The sequence below is a fragment of the Stenotrophomonas nitritireducens genome (assembly GCF_001700965.1).
Lineage (GTDB): Bacteria > Pseudomonadota > Gammaproteobacteria > Xanthomonadales > Xanthomonadaceae > Stenotrophomonas > Stenotrophomonas nitritireducens_A.
Map to the genome: position 1 here is coordinate 2,065,097 of NZ_CP016756.1, position 16,591 is coordinate 2,081,687.

Annotated in this window: 17 protein-coding genes; 11 read left to right on the plus strand and 6 right to left on the minus strand. The window is 64.1% G+C overall.

The features are described 5' to 3' along the window. Positions 1 to 401 precede the first annotated feature (401 nt). Positions 402 to 797, plus strand: coding sequence for a c-type cytochrome (locus BCV67_RS08770; RefSeq protein ID WP_062171122.1), 396 nt, complete (start codon positions 402 to 404; stop codon positions 795 to 797). An 8-nt stretch (positions 798 to 805) separates the two neighbouring features. On the opposite strand, the gene BCV67_RS08775 is transcribed toward BCV67_RS08770, so the two are convergent. Beyond that, complete coding sequence (locus BCV67_RS08775; RefSeq protein WP_062171120.1) at positions 806 to 1,582, minus strand: glucose 1-dehydrogenase; 777 nt, start codon at positions 1,580 to 1,582, stop codon at positions 806 to 808. 237 nt (positions 1,583 to 1,819) lie between these two features. Between BCV67_RS08775 and BCV67_RS08780 the strand changes: the two genes are divergently transcribed. The 7 genes from BCV67_RS08780 to BCV67_RS08810 all read left to right on the plus strand — a co-directional run bounded on the left by BCV67_RS08780 (position 1,820) and on the right by BCV67_RS08810 (position 6,860). Beyond that, positions 1,820 to 2,494 (plus strand): hypothetical protein, encoded by a 675-nt coding sequence (locus BCV67_RS08780; protein ID WP_197430041.1) that lies wholly within the window; start codon positions 1,820 to 1,822, stop codon positions 2,492 to 2,494. A gap of 19 nt (positions 2,495 to 2,513) precedes the next feature. Further along, entirely contained in the window at positions 2,514 to 2,966 is a 453-nt protein-coding gene (locus tag BCV67_RS08785; RefSeq protein ID WP_065868092.1) for a c-type cytochrome, read from the plus strand. Positions 2,967 to 3,036: 70 nt separating this feature from the next. Continuing rightward, entirely contained in the window at positions 3,037 to 3,528 is a 492-nt protein-coding gene (locus tag BCV67_RS08790; protein WP_062171115.1) for a VOC family protein, read from the plus strand. After that, positions 3,525 to 4,244, plus strand: a complete 720-nt coding sequence (locus BCV67_RS08795; RefSeq protein ID WP_062171114.1) for a hypothetical protein — start codon at positions 3,525 to 3,527, stop codon at positions 4,242 to 4,244. The genes BCV67_RS08790 and BCV67_RS08795 overlap by 4 nt, the downstream gene beginning before the upstream one ends. 1 nt (position 4,245) lies before the next feature. Beyond that, positions 4,246 to 4,908 (plus strand): hypothetical protein, encoded by a 663-nt coding sequence (locus tag BCV67_RS08800; protein ID WP_062171111.1) that lies wholly within the window; start codon positions 4,246 to 4,248, stop codon positions 4,906 to 4,908. Next, entirely contained in the window at positions 4,905 to 6,488 is a 1,584-nt protein-coding gene (locus tag BCV67_RS08805) for an FAD-binding oxidoreductase (protein WP_062171110.1), read from the plus strand. The genes BCV67_RS08800 and BCV67_RS08805 overlap by 4 nt, the downstream gene beginning before the upstream one ends. Positions 6,489 to 6,563: 75 nt before the next feature. After that, a complete protein-coding gene (locus BCV67_RS08810; protein WP_062171107.1) occupies positions 6,564 to 6,860 on the plus strand; it encodes a resistance to Congo red protein in 297 nt (98 codons plus the stop codon). 9 nt (positions 6,861 to 6,869) lie between these two features. Here BCV67_RS08810 and BCV67_RS08815 read toward each other — a convergent pair whose 3' ends face one another. The 4 genes from BCV67_RS08815 to BCV67_RS08830 are packed head-to-tail and all read right to left on the minus strand — an operon-like array spanning position 6,870 to position 10,440. Continuing rightward, positions 6,870 to 8,288, minus strand: a complete 1,419-nt coding sequence (locus BCV67_RS08815; protein WP_062171105.1) for an aldehyde dehydrogenase family protein — start codon at positions 8,286 to 8,288, stop codon at positions 6,870 to 6,872. Continuing rightward, entirely contained in the window at positions 8,281 to 9,324 is a 1,044-nt protein-coding gene (locus tag BCV67_RS08820) for a nitrilase-related carbon-nitrogen hydrolase (RefSeq protein ID WP_062171103.1), read from the minus strand. Before BCV67_RS08820 ends, BCV67_RS08815 begins: the two co-directional genes overlap by 8 nt. Next, positions 9,321 to 9,653, minus strand: a complete 333-nt coding sequence (locus tag BCV67_RS08825; protein WP_057629164.1) for a DUF1330 domain-containing protein — start codon at positions 9,651 to 9,653, stop codon at positions 9,321 to 9,323. The genes BCV67_RS08820 and BCV67_RS08825 overlap by 4 nt, the downstream gene beginning before the upstream one ends. A gap of 7 nt (positions 9,654 to 9,660) precedes the next feature. Continuing rightward, positions 9,661 to 10,440, minus strand: coding sequence for an enoyl-CoA hydratase/isomerase family protein (locus BCV67_RS08830; RefSeq protein WP_062171101.1), 780 nt, complete (start codon positions 10,438 to 10,440; stop codon positions 9,661 to 9,663). Positions 10,441 to 10,496: 56 nt separating this feature from the next. Between BCV67_RS08830 and BCV67_RS08835 the strand changes: the two genes are divergently transcribed. Continuing rightward, positions 10,497 to 11,285 (plus strand): GntR family transcriptional regulator, encoded by a 789-nt coding sequence (locus tag BCV67_RS08835; protein WP_065868093.1) that lies wholly within the window; start codon positions 10,497 to 10,499, stop codon positions 11,283 to 11,285. Between the two features lie 210 nt (positions 11,286 to 11,495). Continuing rightward, a complete protein-coding gene (locus BCV67_RS08840) occupies positions 11,496 to 12,434 on the plus strand; it encodes a VOC family protein (RefSeq protein ID WP_062171097.1) in 939 nt (312 codons plus the stop codon). Positions 12,435 to 12,479: 45 nt separating this feature from the next. Here BCV67_RS08840 and BCV67_RS08845 read toward each other — a convergent pair whose 3' ends face one another. After that, positions 12,480 to 14,081, minus strand: a complete 1,602-nt coding sequence (locus tag BCV67_RS08845) for an alpha/beta fold hydrolase (protein ID WP_156455924.1) — start codon at positions 14,079 to 14,081, stop codon at positions 12,480 to 12,482. 366 nt (positions 14,082 to 14,447) lie between these two features. On the opposite strand from BCV67_RS08845, the gene BCV67_RS08850 reads away from it, so the two are divergent. Then, positions 14,448 to 16,562 (plus strand): TonB-dependent receptor, encoded by a 2,115-nt coding sequence (locus BCV67_RS08850; protein ID WP_082746668.1) that lies wholly within the window; start codon positions 14,448 to 14,450, stop codon positions 16,560 to 16,562. The last annotated feature ends 29 nt before the right edge of the window (positions 16,563 to 16,591 follow it).

Sequence of the window (16,591 nt, forward strand, 5' to 3'; positions counted from 1 at the left end):
GCTAGAAAGCTAGAAAGCTAGAAAGCTGAAAATCCTGAAGGACAAAGGCCTAAGAGCTGCCCTCACCCCTACCCCTCTCCCGTAAACGGGAGAGGGGCTGCTCCGGCAATATGATGTGAGAGCCGGCATTGCTGGCTTCGTCGGGCTCGGCGAAATCCAGCCGGAGCCTCGGGCCCAACGCCGAGGAAATATGTGAAGCATCCCTTCTCCCGCATGCGGGAGAAGGTGCCCGAAGGGCGGATGAGGGGGCCTTTGCTCCGACTTCCGCTCCTGCTCCTGCCTTTGCTCCAAGCCTCTTCAAAAGCTCAGCCTGCACCCAGCCCCCCTTTGCTTTCCCCGCCCAGCACCGGCCATCATTGCCAGCGCCGTACAACCTCGGCCGCCAACGCAATGAGTCAGCAATGTCCCGTCTGCCCTTGATCGCCCTCGCCTGCCTGGCACTCACCGCCTGCGGCCAGCGCGACGCCTTCAACCACAGCGCCAGCGCCGACCCGCACCAGCGCGAACTACAACGCGCCTTCGCCATCTGCGCCGGCTGCCACGACACCCGCGCCGAGCTCGGCCATCGCGTCGGCCCCAACCTGCATGGCGTGATCGGCCGCAAGGCCGGCACCGCACCGGGCTACAACTATTCCGATGCGATGAAGGCCAGCGGCATCGTCTGGGATGCGCAGACCCTGGACGCCTTCATCAAATCACCGGCCAAGCTGGTACCCGGCAGCAAGATGGTCAATGCCACCGCCGACCCGGCGCGCCGCCAGGCCGTGATCGAATACCTGTCCTCGCTGCCGGACTAAGCCGCCGATCAATCCAGCGTCTGCACGCCACCGCCATTGACGAACAGGGTCTGGCCGCTGACCCAGTTGGATATCGGCGCGGCGAAGTACAGCACCGCACCGGCGATATCGTTCGCTTCACCCAGGCGCTTGATCGGCGTATGCGACAGCATGCGCTGCTCGATCTCCGGCGTAAGCACGGTCGCCAGCGCATCGGTACGCACCGCTCCCGGGCCCACCGCATTGACGCGGATTCCGGCCGGACCATAGTCATGCGCCAGGTTCGCGGTCATGTGGTTGATCGCCGCCTTGGACGCCGCATAAGCGCTGATTGCCTGGCTCTTATTGATCGAACTCATCGACGACATGTTGATGATGGAACCGTAGCCACCCTTTTCCATGTGCGGCGCGCACAGCTGCGACAAGCGCCAGGCGCTGAACACATTGATCTGGAAGGGCCGCTCGAACTGCTCCAGTGTGATCTTGTACGGGCTCTCGCGGCCGGCACCACCGCCACCGGCGTTGTTCACCAGGATGTGGATGCCGCCCAGTTCGCTGGCGGTGCGTTCCACCACACGCACCAGATCCTCGTCCTTGAGCACATTGCATTCCAGCGCCAAGGCCTTGCCGCCAGCGGCGGTGATTTCCGCCGCCACTTTTTCAGCGGCGGCCAGCTTCAGGTCGGCGATGGCCACGGCCGCACCATAGGCGGCCAACATCAGGGAACTGGCGCGGCCAATGCCATTGCCACCACCGGTAACGATGGCCACTTTGCCGGTCAGATCGAAATGGGCTTGCGGAATCATGACGGAGCGCTCCTGTTGCGTGGAAGATGCCTATGCCAAGGCGATGATGCACCTGTACAGGCTATCTCACGATGAAGAAGCGTCGCAGGCAGGCCCCGCGATTGTGCTGACCGCATCCGCAGCGAGGGAGATTGCCTCACACACAATGCCACCTTGCAGCTTTTCTTCCCGCGTCCTTTCTGATATTTGTTTGTCCGGACAAATATGGCTACCCGCTTCGCGGGCGAAGGACGGGACGTGGCTGCACTGCAGTATCCAATCCTGGTATATGCACACCTGCTGCTGTTCGTGCTGTGGCTGGGCGCCGACGTCGGCGTGTTCCTGCTCGGCCAGCACTTCCGTCGTCGCCACGCCTATTCGCTTGAGCAACGCATCGCACTGCTGAAGCTGCTGGTGGAAGTGGACATGGTGCCGCGCAGCGCGTGGGCGCTGATGGTGCCGGTCAGTCTGAGCGTGGTGCATGTCGGCGGTTACTGGACGCTGCCGGGCTGGGGCTTGCTGTTGGCCTGGCTTATCGGTGGGTTCTGGCTGTGGCTGGTGTGGGATGCGCATCGTCATGACCAGAGCCCACGCGCCGCGCGCGATCGCCGCATCGAATCGGTGCTGCGCTGGCTGCTGGCGCTGTTCTACCTGTGGCTGGGGCTGGCCTCGCTGCTGCACGGCGCGCCGCTGGCGCCGGCCTGGCTGGCCAGCAAGGCGCTGATGTTCGGCGTGATATTCGCCGCCGCCATCATGATCGATGTCAGCTTCAAGCCGGTCGGCGCGCAACTGGGCGCACTGATCAAGCAGGGCAGCAGCGATGCCACCGAACTGCCGCTGCTGCGCACCATGAACCGCACCCGGATCTGGGTGTGGGTGGTCTACCTGATGTTGCTGGCCACCGCCTTCCTCGGCGTGGTCAAACCCTTCTGATCCCCCACCAGGACTTGTCATGCGCTCTTTGTTGATACTCGCCGCCGCCCTGCTTGTCGTGGGCTGCAGCAAGCAGGCCGAACCCGCCCCAGTCGCTGCCACGGTGCCTGCTGCAAGCCAGGCAACTGCACCGGCAGCAGCGGCCGCTGCTGCACCAGAAGCTGCCCCCGCTGCGCCCGCGATCAGTGGCGAACAGGCCTTCGCCATGTGCACGGCCTGCCACAGCCGCGATGCTGCTGCGCCACAGCGCATGGGTCCCAACCTGCACAACCTGGTCGGGCGCAAGGCCGGCAGCAATCCTGGCTTCGCCTATTCGTCGGCGCTGAAAGCCAGTGACATCACCTGGGATGCCAAGCAACTGGATGCCTATCTCACTGCGCCATCGAAGCTTGTGCCAGGCACGCGCATGGTCATCGCGGTGCCGGACCCGGCACGTCGGCAGGCGCTGATCGAGTACCTGTCGGCCCCCTGATTTTCTCTCCGTGGCAGTGCGGCTGCGGATACCGCTGCCGTTGCTGCCCTGCGCAGCAACGAGGATTGGCATGAAACTTCAGTTCGAACGCTTCACCGTGTTCTGTCGTGACCTGGAGGCATCGCTCGGGTTCTATCGCGATGCACTGGGCCTGATGGTGGTCGAGGAAAAGACCCTGGAAGGCGCAATGGCCGGCGGCCTGCTGCAGCTGCCGGCCTGCCGCATGCGCATCGCGCTGCTGGCGGCCGACGCGGATGCGCCGGTCATCGTCGGCCTATTCGAAATCAGCCAGACACCGCTTGCGGCGCTCAGCCCGCCACTGGGCAAACCGGCGCATGGGCAGAGCGCACTGGTGCTGTCCACCGATCGATTTGATGCGCTGCACGCCGCGCTCAGCGCGGGCGGCCATCGTTTCCTGACACCACCGCTGGCCTATCCCAAGCGGGTGGCCAGCACGCGTTCGCCGGCTGGCCTGTACCGCGAAATGATCGTCTACGATCCGGACCACGTGCCGGTGAGCATCCTGCAGATCGACCCGCTTCCCGAGGAGACCATGGCATGACCGGCATCGCCCGTTCCATCAGCGGCACCATCCAGTACACCAGCAACCAGAGTCACCGCCAGGGCGCCGAGCGCGGCCGCGAGAACTTCCAGCTCGACGTGCACCGCGATGGTTCGCGGGTGCTGGCCGCACATTGCGAGATCGACGATGCGCCGCCAGTGGTACGCGACGTCAACCTGCGCGTGGATGCGGACAACCTGCCGCGCGAGTGCTTCGTACGCATTGCCGTGGGCGGCCAGTTCCGTGGCTCGGGCTGGTTCAACTTCAGCCCGACCGAAGCACAGTGCGAATCCAACACCACGGTCGAAGGCCGGGTCTCGCAGCGCTTTCCATTGCAGTCACCGCTGCTGGCCTTCGGCAACCACGCCATCATCAATGATGCCTATGCGATGTCCTTGTATGACCTGTCGCAGGGGCCCGGCAAGCAGAGCTTCTTCATGCTGCTGTCCTCGCCGGATCACCGCGGCGCCACCGGGCCGATGATCTTCCCGGTGCAGCTGGCCATCGAGTACGTGGGCGAGGAAGAAATCGAGGTGATCGCCGGCCGCTTCAAGGCCCGCCACTTCCGCATCCTCGATGTCGGCATGCCGGAAGAACACCCCGACTACGATCTGTGGGTGACCGCCGACGAGCACTACATCGTGTTGCGCGCCACCGTCACCGGTTACATGCAGACCGCCTACGAACTGAGCAGTTATACCGTGGTGGAGCACTGAGATGCTGCTGCAGATCCTGCTGGTGGCGCATATCACCGTGCTCGGCTATTGGCTGGGCTCGGAGCTGGTGATCAACAGCACCTACCGCTATGTCTCCTACGGCAGCCACATCCCCTTCGCCGAGCGCAACCGGCTGATGGAGCACGTGATGCACGTGGACCAGCACGTGCGCTACGCGCTGGTGCTGCAGGCTGGCTTGGGCTTCTCGCTGGCCGCGCTGTACGGCCTGATCCCCGGCGCTGAAACCACCGCCAGCATCGCCGGCCTGCTGTGCGTGCTGTGGCTGGGGTTTGTCGAAGCTGTGCATCGGCTGCGCCACAGCCGCATCGGCGCCACCCTGGGCGCGATTGATCGCGGCTCGCGCTATGTCTTCATGGCCCTGCTGGTCGCGCTGGCCACCGGCTTGCTCGGCGGCAGCTGGGAGATGCCACTGTGGCTGCGCCTGAAGCTGGCGCTGTATGCCGGCGTGATGGCATCGGGCGTCGGCATCCGCCTGGCCCTGATCAGTCACTTCCGCACCTGGAAAGTGATGGCGCAGGAAGGCCCGAGCGACGCCACCAACGCCATCATCCGCCGCACCTATGTGAAGTCAACTTCGGTGCTGGGCGTGCTGTGGCTGTTCATCGCCGCGATCGTCGTTGTCAGCGTGCTCAAGCCAACATGAGCCTCAGCGACCACAGCGCGCTGCTGGCATATCTGCGCGCCGTGCTGGGTGAGGCCGCCGTGCTGTGCGATGCCACCACCCTGCAGCTGATGGCAGGTGATCTGTACAGCAGCGGGCCGCTGCCATTGGCGGTGATCCGTCCCGGCGGCAGCGCGACGCTGGCGCAGGCGGTCGCACGGATAACTGCCGCCGGTCTGTCGGTGGTCGCGCGTGGCGGCGGCCTGAGTTATACCGGCGGCTATCTATGCGAAGACGCCGGCAGCGTGCTGGTCGATCTTTCCGCGTTGAATCGCATCGAGCACATCAGCGCCGAAGACATGTACGTGGTGGCGCAGGCAGGCGTTACCTGGAAGCAGCTGTACGACGCACTGACGCCGCTGGGCCTGCGCCTGCCCTACTTCGGCACCTTCTCCGGCGCAGGTGCCAGCATCGGCGGTGGGCTCAGCCATGGCGCGCTGTTCTTCGGCAGCGCGCGTTATGGCGCCGCTGCCGACAACGTGCTCGGCGTTGAAGTAGTCAGCGCCGATGGCACCCTGCTGCGCACCGGGCAATGGGCGTTGAAGGCGGACGCGGAGCCGGTATTCCGCAATTTCGGCCCCGACACCACCGGCTTGTTCATGCATGACGGTGGCGCCTTCGGCATCAAGACCCGCGCTGCTTTCCGTTTGATTCCACTGCCCGCGCATAGCGACTATGCCTCGTTCGCGTTCGCTGATTTCGAGGCTGCTGCACTTGCGTTGTCAGCGGTTGCCCGCGCTGGTCTGGCCGAGGAAGCCTATGTACTCGATGCCGGTGCGGTGGCCGCCAATGCCGAGCGTGACCGCAGCCTGCGTGCTGCGTTGCGAGCACTGCGGCAGGTGTTCAACAGCGCATCCGGCCTGCGTGGCAGATACAGGGCGCTCATGGGCATGGTCAAGGCCGGGCGCCAGCTGATTCCCGACAACGCCTTCAGCCTGCACCTGGTGGCGGCTGGTAACTGCGCCGCTGCGGTTGCACATGATCTGGCCTGCGCGCGGGCGCTGGCACATCAGCATGGCGGTATTGATATCGCTGCGACCGTGCCGCGCATTGCCCGCGCCGATCCCTTCCCCGGCCTCGATGCGGTGCTCGGTGCCAATGGCAGCCGCTGGGCAGCGTTGAATGTGAAGGTGGCGCATTCACGCGCATCAGCGCTGATCCGCGCGCATCAGCAATTGATCGCAGCACACAGCACCGCCATCGAACGATGCGGTGTGCGGGTCACCTATCTCTGCTCGGCGCTGTGCAACTACAGCTTCAGTTTCGAAGCGGTGTTCCATTGGCAGGACAGCTGGCAGCCCCTGCATGCTGCCGCACTGCCACCGGCACGCTTGCAGATGCTCACACCGGGGAGTGACAACCCGGACGCACGCGCCTTGGTCGCGCAGTTGCGGCAGCAGACCTGCGCCTTGTTCGCGCAGATGGGCGGCGCATCCAACCAGATTGGCCGCACCTATCCGTTCCTGTCCGAAATGGACGATGCACCCGCGCGCCTGCTGCGTGACATCAAGCACTTGTGCGATCCGCACGGGCGGATGAATCCCGGCGTATTGGGGCTCTGACCACAAGTTGTGGCAGGATCGACCTCTGACGCATCCATCAGGGGAATCGTCCACATGCCATCTGCTGCACCGGGAGTGACCCGGTCCCTGCTCGCCGCTGCCCTTTACGCGGCATCGCCGCTGGCGCTGGCCATGACCCAGTGCCCGCAGGAATCCGGCGAAAAATCCACCGCGTTCTGGCTGCTGGGCTGGGCGATATTCGCGCTGTTCGTGATTGGCGGCGTGGTGTTGATGCTGTTGATCTTCCGCACCACCCGCCATGCGCAGCGGCGCCCACGCTGGCTGCTGCGCATCGCCAGCATCCCGGCGATGCTGGCACTGTGGATGCTGGGCTTCGGTATTTTCCTCAGCCAGTTCGTGCTGGTGTGCTGAGGCAGCGCGTCACGCTGCCGGGAACCACCATGGCGATGCACTGCCGGTATTGATCAGCAAGACACGGGCGCGAACAAAGCGCCGGATCGAGGCGGTGCCCATGCGCGAGCCACCCATGCCGGACAACTTGAAGCTCTGCTTTTCAGCGGTCTGCACCATGCCGGTCAAACAGGCATCGTTGATCGAGATGCCACCGGCCTGCAGCTGACGCGCAACACGCTGCGCGCGCTCCGGGCTCTGCGTGAACACCGCGGCCGACAGGCCGAACTCGGTATTGTTGGCGCGGGCAATGGCCTCGGCCTCATCGGCCACCACCATCACCGGCAAGACGCTGGCAAAGCTTTCATCGGCGACCACCGCCATCTCATCGGTGACATCCACCAGCACCGTCGGCGGGCACCAGATGCCCCCATGGTCGATCAGCTCGCCACCGGTCAGCGCACGCGCACCCTTGGCCTTGGCATCGGCCAACTGCCCGCGCACCAGCTCCACCTGCGATGCAGCGATCACCGGGCCGATCTGGCCCTGCTTCGGGTCCGGCCAGGCCAGTTCCAGTGCGGCGGCTTCTTTCACCAATGCAGCGATGAAGGCATCAGCCACCGGCGCTTCCACATAGACGCGCTCGATCGACATGCAGCTCTGGCCGCCATTGACGAAGCTGCCCCACGCCAATGCTCGCGCAGCATGGTCGATATTGGCATCGGACAACACCAGCGCCGGGTCCTTGCCGCCCAGTTCCAGCGAGGCCGGAATGAAGCGGCGCGCGCAGGCTTCGCCAACCTTGCGGCCAGTGGCGACCGAACCAGTGAAGCAGATCTGGTCACTGGCCTCGATCACCGCCTGGCCGGTAGCGCCGGCGCCAGTGACCAGCTTGAATACCTCGCCCAGCCCCGCCTCTTCCAGCGCATCGCGCAGCAAGGGCACGAAGCGCGAGGTGACTTCGCTGGGCTTGGCCAGGATGCTGCAACCGGCAGCCAGTGCCGGCACTGCATCGATCAAGGTCAGCATCAACGGAAAATTCCATGGGCTGATCACCCCGACCACGGCGTAAGGCACCCAGGTCTGCTGGCTCTGGATGAAGGGGATGGCTTCCTGTTGCGCGGGCTTTTCAAGCAGGCAGGCGGCTGCCTGCTGCGCCCAGCGGCGGATCGCGCCCACCGTGCCATCCACTTCGATCTGCGACTCGTGCCAGCGGCCGGTATCGGCCAGCAAGGCATCAAGAAATCCGTCGCGGCGTGCAACCAAGGCATCGGCCAGGGCATTCAAGCGCGCACAGCGCTCCTCGATGCTGCGTTCGGCCCAGGCCAGCTGTGCCACGCGAAGGCCGGCGCCCAGCGCGGCGACGTCGGCAGCTGCGGTGATCGGCAGCTCGCCGTCGGATTGGCCGGTGCGCGGGTTGCGCAATGGCAGCGTGGTGGCTTCAGTCATTGCCTATAACTCCGGCGCTCAGCAGTGCATCAAGGGTGGCTTTCTGGCGGGCGGCGAAATCAGCCCGCTGCGGAATCTTCAGCGTGTCGCCGTCCAGCAGCGCATTGGGTTTCAAGGCAGTGCTGCCGAGGCCGGCAGTGATCGCGGCCTGCGGCAAACGCGACAGGAAATTACCCATGCCCGGGCGCAGGCGGCGACGGCGCAGGCCGGCGATATCCAGATCGGCATAGGCCGCCATCGATTCACCGGTGCCGGCTGCCGACAGCACGCGGCCTTGGTCGTCGACGATCTTGCTCATGCCATCGGCACTGCCCAGGGGAATATCGACACCGCTGATGCCGGCCGTATTGGCCGAGACCACATACGCCATGTTCTCCAGCGCGCGGGCGCGCTTGGCGATGTCCTTCGGGGTCAGTTCCGGGCTGCCAACTTCGCTGGTGGAATGCAGGAATACCTCGGCGCCACGCAGGCCCATCGCGCGCGCGATTTCCGGATACAGGATTTCTTCGGAGGCGATGCACGACAAGCGCCCGATCGGTGTGCGCGCCACCGGGAATACGCCGTCCACGCCATAGACATCGAGGTACTTGTCCCAGACATCGTGCGGGCTTGGCGCATACAGGGAGATCAGCCGGCGGTAGCGCAGGATCTGGTTGCCGCTGTCATCCAGGATCACCGAGGACTGGAAGTACAGCCCGGGGAAGTTCGGGTCACGCTCGTAGGCGTTGGAGCACAGGTAAACGCCGTTGTCCTGGGCGATGCGGCCGAGCTGTTCGTACTCGGCGCCATCCATCGCGAAGCAGCCCTTGGCCGCCCAGCCCGGAATGGTGTCGCCCAGCGGATAACTGGTGGCGAAGTATTCCGGCAGCACCACCAGCTTCAGGTCGGCGCCGATGAAGGCCTTGGAGGCGCGGATCTGCCGGCCGACACGTTCGATATTGTCGGCCACGGCGGCAGCCGCGTCTTCCGGCGTGGTGCAGCTGTTGATGGCGCGACACGTGGTCTGCAGCGCCAACGCACGATAAGCATCGATCATGGAACCTTACCTTCGGTTGCGGTGTCGGGGAGGATCTGGATCTGCGCACCGTCGGCCAGCAGCACGCGGAACGTACCGGTACCGGCCCGCAGCGGCTTGATCGCGGCGTATTCGGCGCTGTGCCAGAACGCCAGCGCAGCAGCACGGTCCGGCCAGTGCGAGATCACGGTGCGGGCCGGCGCATGCTCGCCTTCCAGGCTCTGCTGCGCGCCGCCCATCACCAGGTACTGGCCGCCGTAGCGGGCAGCGACTTCCGGGGTGGCGCAGGCATAGGCGGCAAAGCCCTGCGGGTCGGTGATATGCGCTTCGATGATCAGATAGGCGGACATGAGGCTCTCAGCTGAAGCGCGGCGCGCGCTTTTGCAGGAAGGCGGCGGCGCCTTCGACAAAGTCGCTGCTGCTGAAGGCGGCGTTGAAGGCCGCATCGGCCTGCGCCAGGGAGATGCTGGCATCGCCGCCCAGATGACCGAGCACGGTCTTGATGGCGCGGCGGGCCTGGCCGGAGGTGGCCAGCAACTGCTGTACCTGTGCCTGTTGCAGCGCCTCGATGCCCTCCTCGCCGGCCAGCTGGTTGACCAGCCCCCAGTCCAGCGCGGTGGCGGCGTCGAGCAGACGGCCGGTGAGCAGCATTTCGCGGGCACGGGCCATGCCAACCGTGTTGAGCAACCGGCGACTGTCATCGGCGCTGTAAACTAAACCGAGCTTGGCTGGGGTGATAGCGAAGCGGCTGCGGCTGCTGGCCAGCCGCAGGTCGCAGGCCAGGGCCAGGCCAAGGCCGCCGCCCACGCAGGCTCCGTCGATGACGGCCAGCGTGGTCTGCGGCAGGCGTTGCAGTTTGAGCTGGGTGCGTTGCACCTGGGCGTTGTTGGCGGCAAAGGCCTCCGGAGCGGTGAGCAGCTGACCGAGTTCGTCGATATCGGCGCCGGCACTGAACGCCCCCGGCACGCCCGACACCACCACGATCTGGGCATCACTGGCGGCAATGGCATCCAGTGCGGTTTCGATCGCTGCCCAGTGGCGGGTGGCCAGGGCGTTGCGCTTGTCGGGTCGTTGGATGTCGATGCGGGCGAGCGCGCCGTCACGGCTCCAGCAAATCACGGTTTCTTCAGTGACCATGGCCTATCCTATTTGTTCTATCGTTATAGCATTAAGCCAAAGGAGGGTGAAGCGAGATGTCCCAAGACACACTGGCCACACTATTGAGTGCCAACGCACACAAGCTGCTGCGTAACGACTTGCCGACGCCGCTTTACCACCAGATGTTCAGCCTGCTGCGCGACCGCATCCTCAATGGCGAGATCCCGCGCGGCGCCCGTATCCCTACCGAGTTCGACCTGGCCGACGGCTTTGGCGTGTCGCGCATCACCGCCAAGCGGGCGCTGGACGAACTGGCCGCCGAAGGCCTGGTGGAGCGTCGCCGCGGCAAGGGCACCCACGTCATCCACCGCTCCCGACCCAAGCCCATGCACAGCCCGCTGACCGGGCTGCTGGAGAGCCTGGAGGTGCTGGCCGAGCACACCAAGGTGCAGCTGCTGCAGTACCGCCGTGCGGTGCCACCGGAGCCGATCCGGTCCCTGTTCGATACCGGCCCGCGCGATGTGCTGGTGCATGCCATCCGCCTGCGCCTGCGCGGCGATACCCCGTTCGGCTACTACAACAGCTGGACCAATACCGATCACCCCGACTTCAACGAAGCCAAGCTGGCCAACAGCTCACGGCTGAAGCTGTTCCAGGCCGCCGGTATCCAGATCAAGCAGGTGGAGCAGGTGCTGTCGGCGGTCAACGCCGACGCGATTGCCGCCCTGCACCTGAAAGTAGAACCCGGCACTGCTCTGCTGGCGCTGGAGCGCCGCTCCTATGACGGTGACGGCAACATGGTCGACCTGCTGAGCGTGCAGTACCGCCCGGATCAGTTCACCTACCAGATGACGCTGGATGTGGACGCCGGCGGCCACGACTGAAGGCAGTTAGATCATGTAGTGCCGAGCCATGCTCGGCATGGGCATTACCCCTGTAGTGCCGAGCCATGCTCGGCATGAGGCCTTCCCTGGTAACGCCTCTGCCGAGCATGGCTCGGCACTACAGTTGAGGTGCACTGGACAATTTGTCCGGACATATTGCAGGATCGGAACAGGTATGACCTTTCCACGTTCCTGTAACAGGAGTCCGGCATGTTGTCCGAAGTGAAGGCTGTCACCCTTGGCGTAAGCGATCTGCAGCGAGCCTGCGCCTTCTATGAAAATGCACTTGGCTACCGCGTGCAGGCACGCGGCGCACTGTCTGCCGAGCTCGCGCCGCTATGGCGTTTCGATCCTGCGCTGCAAGGCGAATACGCGGTCATCGCCCCGGATGATTCCGGCCTCGGTCGGATCCGCCTGGTGGCCTTCGATGCGCCCGGCCAACGGCTGTGGAATGCCGACAATCTGTACAACGGCAGCGGCTACTACGCACTCAACTTCCGTTGCCGTGATGCCTTGGCGACCATGCAGGCGATCAAGACAGCCGGCGGCAGCAGTGCGCACGAGCCCAGCTATTGGGAAGTCAGCGAGGAAGTCGCGGTGCGCGATTCGATCAACGACGATCCCGATGGCATCCGTCTGGACGTGTTTTCCTATGAACGCGGCGGCGACCTGCGCGGCCCGCTCAATACCGATGTCAGCGTGGTGCAGACGATTGCCCTGGCCACACGTGACGTGGCGCGCTCGGTGGCCTTCTACAAGGCGCTGGGCTTCGAGGTGTTGTTCGACCGTGTACTCGACTTCCCCGAACTGCAGACCCTGCTGGGCACCGACCGGTCGGTGCGCATCCACAACGTCAACCTGATCAAGGATGGGCATATCGTGCCGGGGCGCGTGGAAATGTTTGCCTACCTGGACATGGAGCATCTGCCGGATGCGCCGCTGCGGGATCTCGCCGTGCCGCCGAATATCGGCATTCTCTCGGCCACCATGCTCAGCGATGCATTGGACGCCGATGTCGCCCAGTTGCAGCAGCTGGGCGCGCAGTTGATTGCACGTGCCGAACTCGACGTGCCCGGCTTCGGCCACTGCCGCATCGCCACACTGCTCGGCCCCGATGGCGAACAGCTGGAGCTGTTGCAGCCGGCGTGATGCCAACACAAGGCAGCCGCTGCAAGGCGGCTGCCTTGTGTTTGATCAACGTGCTGCCAGCTTTGCCGCCAAGGCCGCGGTACGCCCCTGATAATCGTCCTGTGGCTGGGCATGCAGCGTCACCGGTACCTGCAGTGCGAGCAGTTGTTGATCGCAGCCAGCCAGCGCGTCGCCCTTGAACAGTTCCGGCAACTGCGCGCCGATGCGCAGCAGCTCGACCACATTGGCGTGTACCTGCGCGGTATCCGGCGCGGTCACCATGCGACGCGCAGCTGCGCTGGGCTGCAGCCACGGCCATAGCAGATGACGCTCGCGCTCCCACTGCCAGGCTTCGGCCATATGCCCACCGGCGGCGTGGATGCGCGGATCCGGCAGGCGTGCCAGCAGCGTTTCGCATTCGTCGGGCTGCAGCAGCCAGGGCTTGTGCAGCACCACTTCGGTAAGACGGGTGCCCAGCCAGTCTGCGAGCGCCGGAACATAAGCCACCGCCGCTTCATGTGCATGCACGGCGATGGCCTGCCCTGCTGCCAGCTGATCAATCACCGCACGCAAGGCCGCCTGCATGGTGTCTGCGTTGAGCGGCGCGCTGATTTCCGCCGAACCGGCATGGCCGGGAAGTTCGATGGCGATCTGGCTGCGTGGGTCCATCGGCAAGCTGCCTACCGGCAACGGTGCCTGGCCCGGCGCGTGGATATGCAGCACGGCTTCGTCGCTGCCGCGTTGCAACCACGCTGCGACTTCACCTACCGGCGTATCGACGATGCGCCGTGACCAACCGGGCAGCTCGCGCGCGGCCAGCGCCACCGGTGTTGTTGGCGCCGACGTGGCCTGCTGCAGGATGGCATCCATGCGCCGATGCAGCCCTTCCACGCCATCGGGCTCTTCCACACTGATCACGTTGTCCGGCAAGGCTGGCAGGCGCTGCCGATGGCTCAGCAGTACATCGTCGTGGCGATAGATCAGCCAGCTCGGGCAACGCAGCTCACCCACGCGCTGCCGTTCGGTATAGCGGAACGCGGCGCCGTAGCCACTGCGGTAATTGTCGCCGACATCGAGGATGTCCATCGCTGCATCATGCGTACCCTGCGCGTCATAGGGTTGCAGCGCGATCGCGCACTCCGCCGAAGGATCGCACCACGGGAAGAAGTACAGCTGCTCGCGCATGCGCGACCACAGCCAACGCAGGTGCCCGCCGTCCCAGCTCGGCACGAACGGCGGCAGGTAGCGGTCGGTATAGCGCGCGCGTTCGGCATCGTTGAACAAGGCATAGCCATCGATGATCAGGCAGTGCAGACGCTGCGGTGCAATCCAGGCCAGGTGCATGCCGATCAGGCCGCCGGTATGCATGCCGAACAAGGCGAAGCGCTCGATGCCGAGTGCATCGGCAAGCTCCAGCGTGGCCTCGGCAAAACGGTCGACGCCCGGCGCGGCGTCTGCCAATGCATCGGAATGACCAAAGCCCGGTGTGTCCGGTGCGATCACCGTATAGCGGTCCGCGAAGCGTTCGATCATCTGCAACCACATGCGCGAATTCTGTGGCGATTGATGCAGCAGCATCAGCACCGGGCCCTGCCCTGCGTAGCGGTAATGCACGGTGCGATCACCAATACGGATGAACTGGCGATGGCTGCTTGCTGCGTTCGACATGGGTGTGTCCACGGTGGCGATAATCACTATTGTTATATCAATAATTCAATTAAGTCCGCGTTTGATGCAACGCAGGGATTCGCCCATCAAGTAAATGTGCTGCAACCGCAGCAAAATCCCGCAAATGACTTATCAACCAAACCTATAGAACAAAGAAACTTCCCCATTCACTTTCTATAAAACGATCAATTTCAGCTAGATACGCCTGATTTCAGGTGCGTGGAGCAGGCGTAAAAAACCTGCAATAGTCCGGTTGATTGTCCGGACAAATGGCGGAATACTCATTAGGAAGCATTGATATATCTATATAGCGATGCTTGCCCCCACCCGAACGAGCTTTTCCTTCATCACGCTACGAGGCGAGTCATGAAAGATGTTCTGTACCGGAGTGCTTTGACTGTTGCGATCATGACGGCCATCGGCAGCGGCGATGCCTACGCCCAGTCGTCCGAAAAAGAAGCCGTGCAGCTGGACCAGGTCAGCGTGACCGCCCAGCGACGCGAAGAACAGATCCAGAAAACACCGCTCAGCATGAGCGTGATCAGCGGCCCGGCATTGGACCGCATGCAGATCAAGCGCGTGGATGACATCAAGTTCACCACCCCCAACATCATCATCGAGCAGAACACCGGCACCAGCTCTGGCGCCAAGATCATCATGCGCGGCGTCGGTGCCGACGAGTCGATGTTCACCAATGACCCGGCCGTGGCGCTGTACATCGACGATGTCTATATCGCCCGCCAGAACGGCGCCATGCTCGACCTCTACGACGTGGACCGCATCGAAGTGTTGCGCGGCCCGCAAGGCACGCTGTATGGCCGCAATGCCACCGGCGGCGCCATCCGCTACATCTCCAAGAAGCCGACCGGCGAGGACAAACTCAGCTTCGATGGCAGCATTGGCAACCTCGGCCGCCTGGATGGCCGCGCGATGTTCGCCACCCGCATCGGTGAAACCCTGGACGTGTCGGCAGCAGTATTGAGCCGCAACCGCGACGGCATCATGCATGACATCACCAACGACCGTTGGGTCAACGACCAGAAGGTGCTGGCCGGGCGGCTGTCGTTTGCCAGCACTTGGGGCGAGTCGTCCTATGCCACGCTGAGCATCGACCGTCTGCGCGAACGCTCCACCCCGGCCTGGGGCACGCCGGTAGCGCTGGACAAGGCAACCGACACCGTAACGCCCAAGCTGGGCAGCTATTACAAGACCGAGACCGATACGCGCGGCATCAACGACCTCGACCAGTTCGGCGTGGCCTTGACCAACGAAACCGACTTCGGCGCGTTCTCCTGGCGCAGCATCCTGCACTACCGCACGCTGGACCACCACTTCTACATGGACGTGGATGGCACCAACCAGATGCGTTACCACCTGGAGCAGGACCAGAAGCAGAACCAGAAGGGCTACGAAGCGCAGTTCACCTCGCAGCTGGATGGCCCCTTCAGCTGGGTGGCTGGCGTGTTCGCCTTCTGGGAACACAACAACCAGCCAACCCGCAATGACATCTTCACCCGCGGCGGCACCAACTTCGTCGAGCAGGATACGTCAGCCTACGCGGCCTACGCGCAGGGCAACTACAAGTTCACCGACAAGCTGACCCTGACCCTGGGCGGCCGCTACAGCTACGAAAACAAGGACTTCTCGGTACGCTCGGTGAAGGCCAACGGCGACCCGAACTACAGTAAGGCGCTTGAAAAGAGCTGGAACCGCCCGGACTGGAAAGTGCTGCTGTCCTATGACTTCAGCGACAACGTGATGGGCTATGCCAGCGTCACCACCGGCTTCAAGAGCGGTGGCTTCAACGGCCGTGGCACCACCTATGCCACCGTCACTCCGGTGGATGCGGAAACGCTGCGAGCGTACGAGGTCGGCGTGAAGTCGACGCTGTGGGACAACCGGCTGCGCTTGAATGCGGACTACTACCGTCTGGACTACGACGGCATCCAGCTCACCGCGGTGAACTCAGATGGCGTGTTCGTGATGACCAACGCCACCGGTGCGCTGATCCAGGGTTTCGAAGTTGAAGCGCAGGCGCAGCTGACCAGCAAGCTGCGCGTGGATGCCAGCATCGGCACCATCGACGGCGAGTACAAGGACTATGCGGCGGTCAACGCCGCCTACTTCAACGGCCGTTCGATGAAGAGCTCGCCGGACATGCAGTGGACCCTGGCCGGCACCTACGTGCAGCCGGTCGGCGATGCCGACCTGGTGTTCAGCGCGCAGGCCCGCCACACCGATGAGTACTACCAGAACCAGGACACCTCTCGGCTGATCATGACCCGCGCCAATACCGAGTACAACGCGCGCATCTCCTACGAGCCGCGTGATGCCAACTGGTCGGTGGCGGCCTGGGGCAAGAACCTGAGCAACGAGTTCTCCTCCACCGGTGGCTTCGATATCGCCGGCCTGGGCATCGGCGTGATCTACCCGAACGTGCCGCGCACCTACGGCGTCGAGTTCAAGTACCGCTTCTGGTAAGCCCGAGCCGTTTGCTGCACCCATCGCTC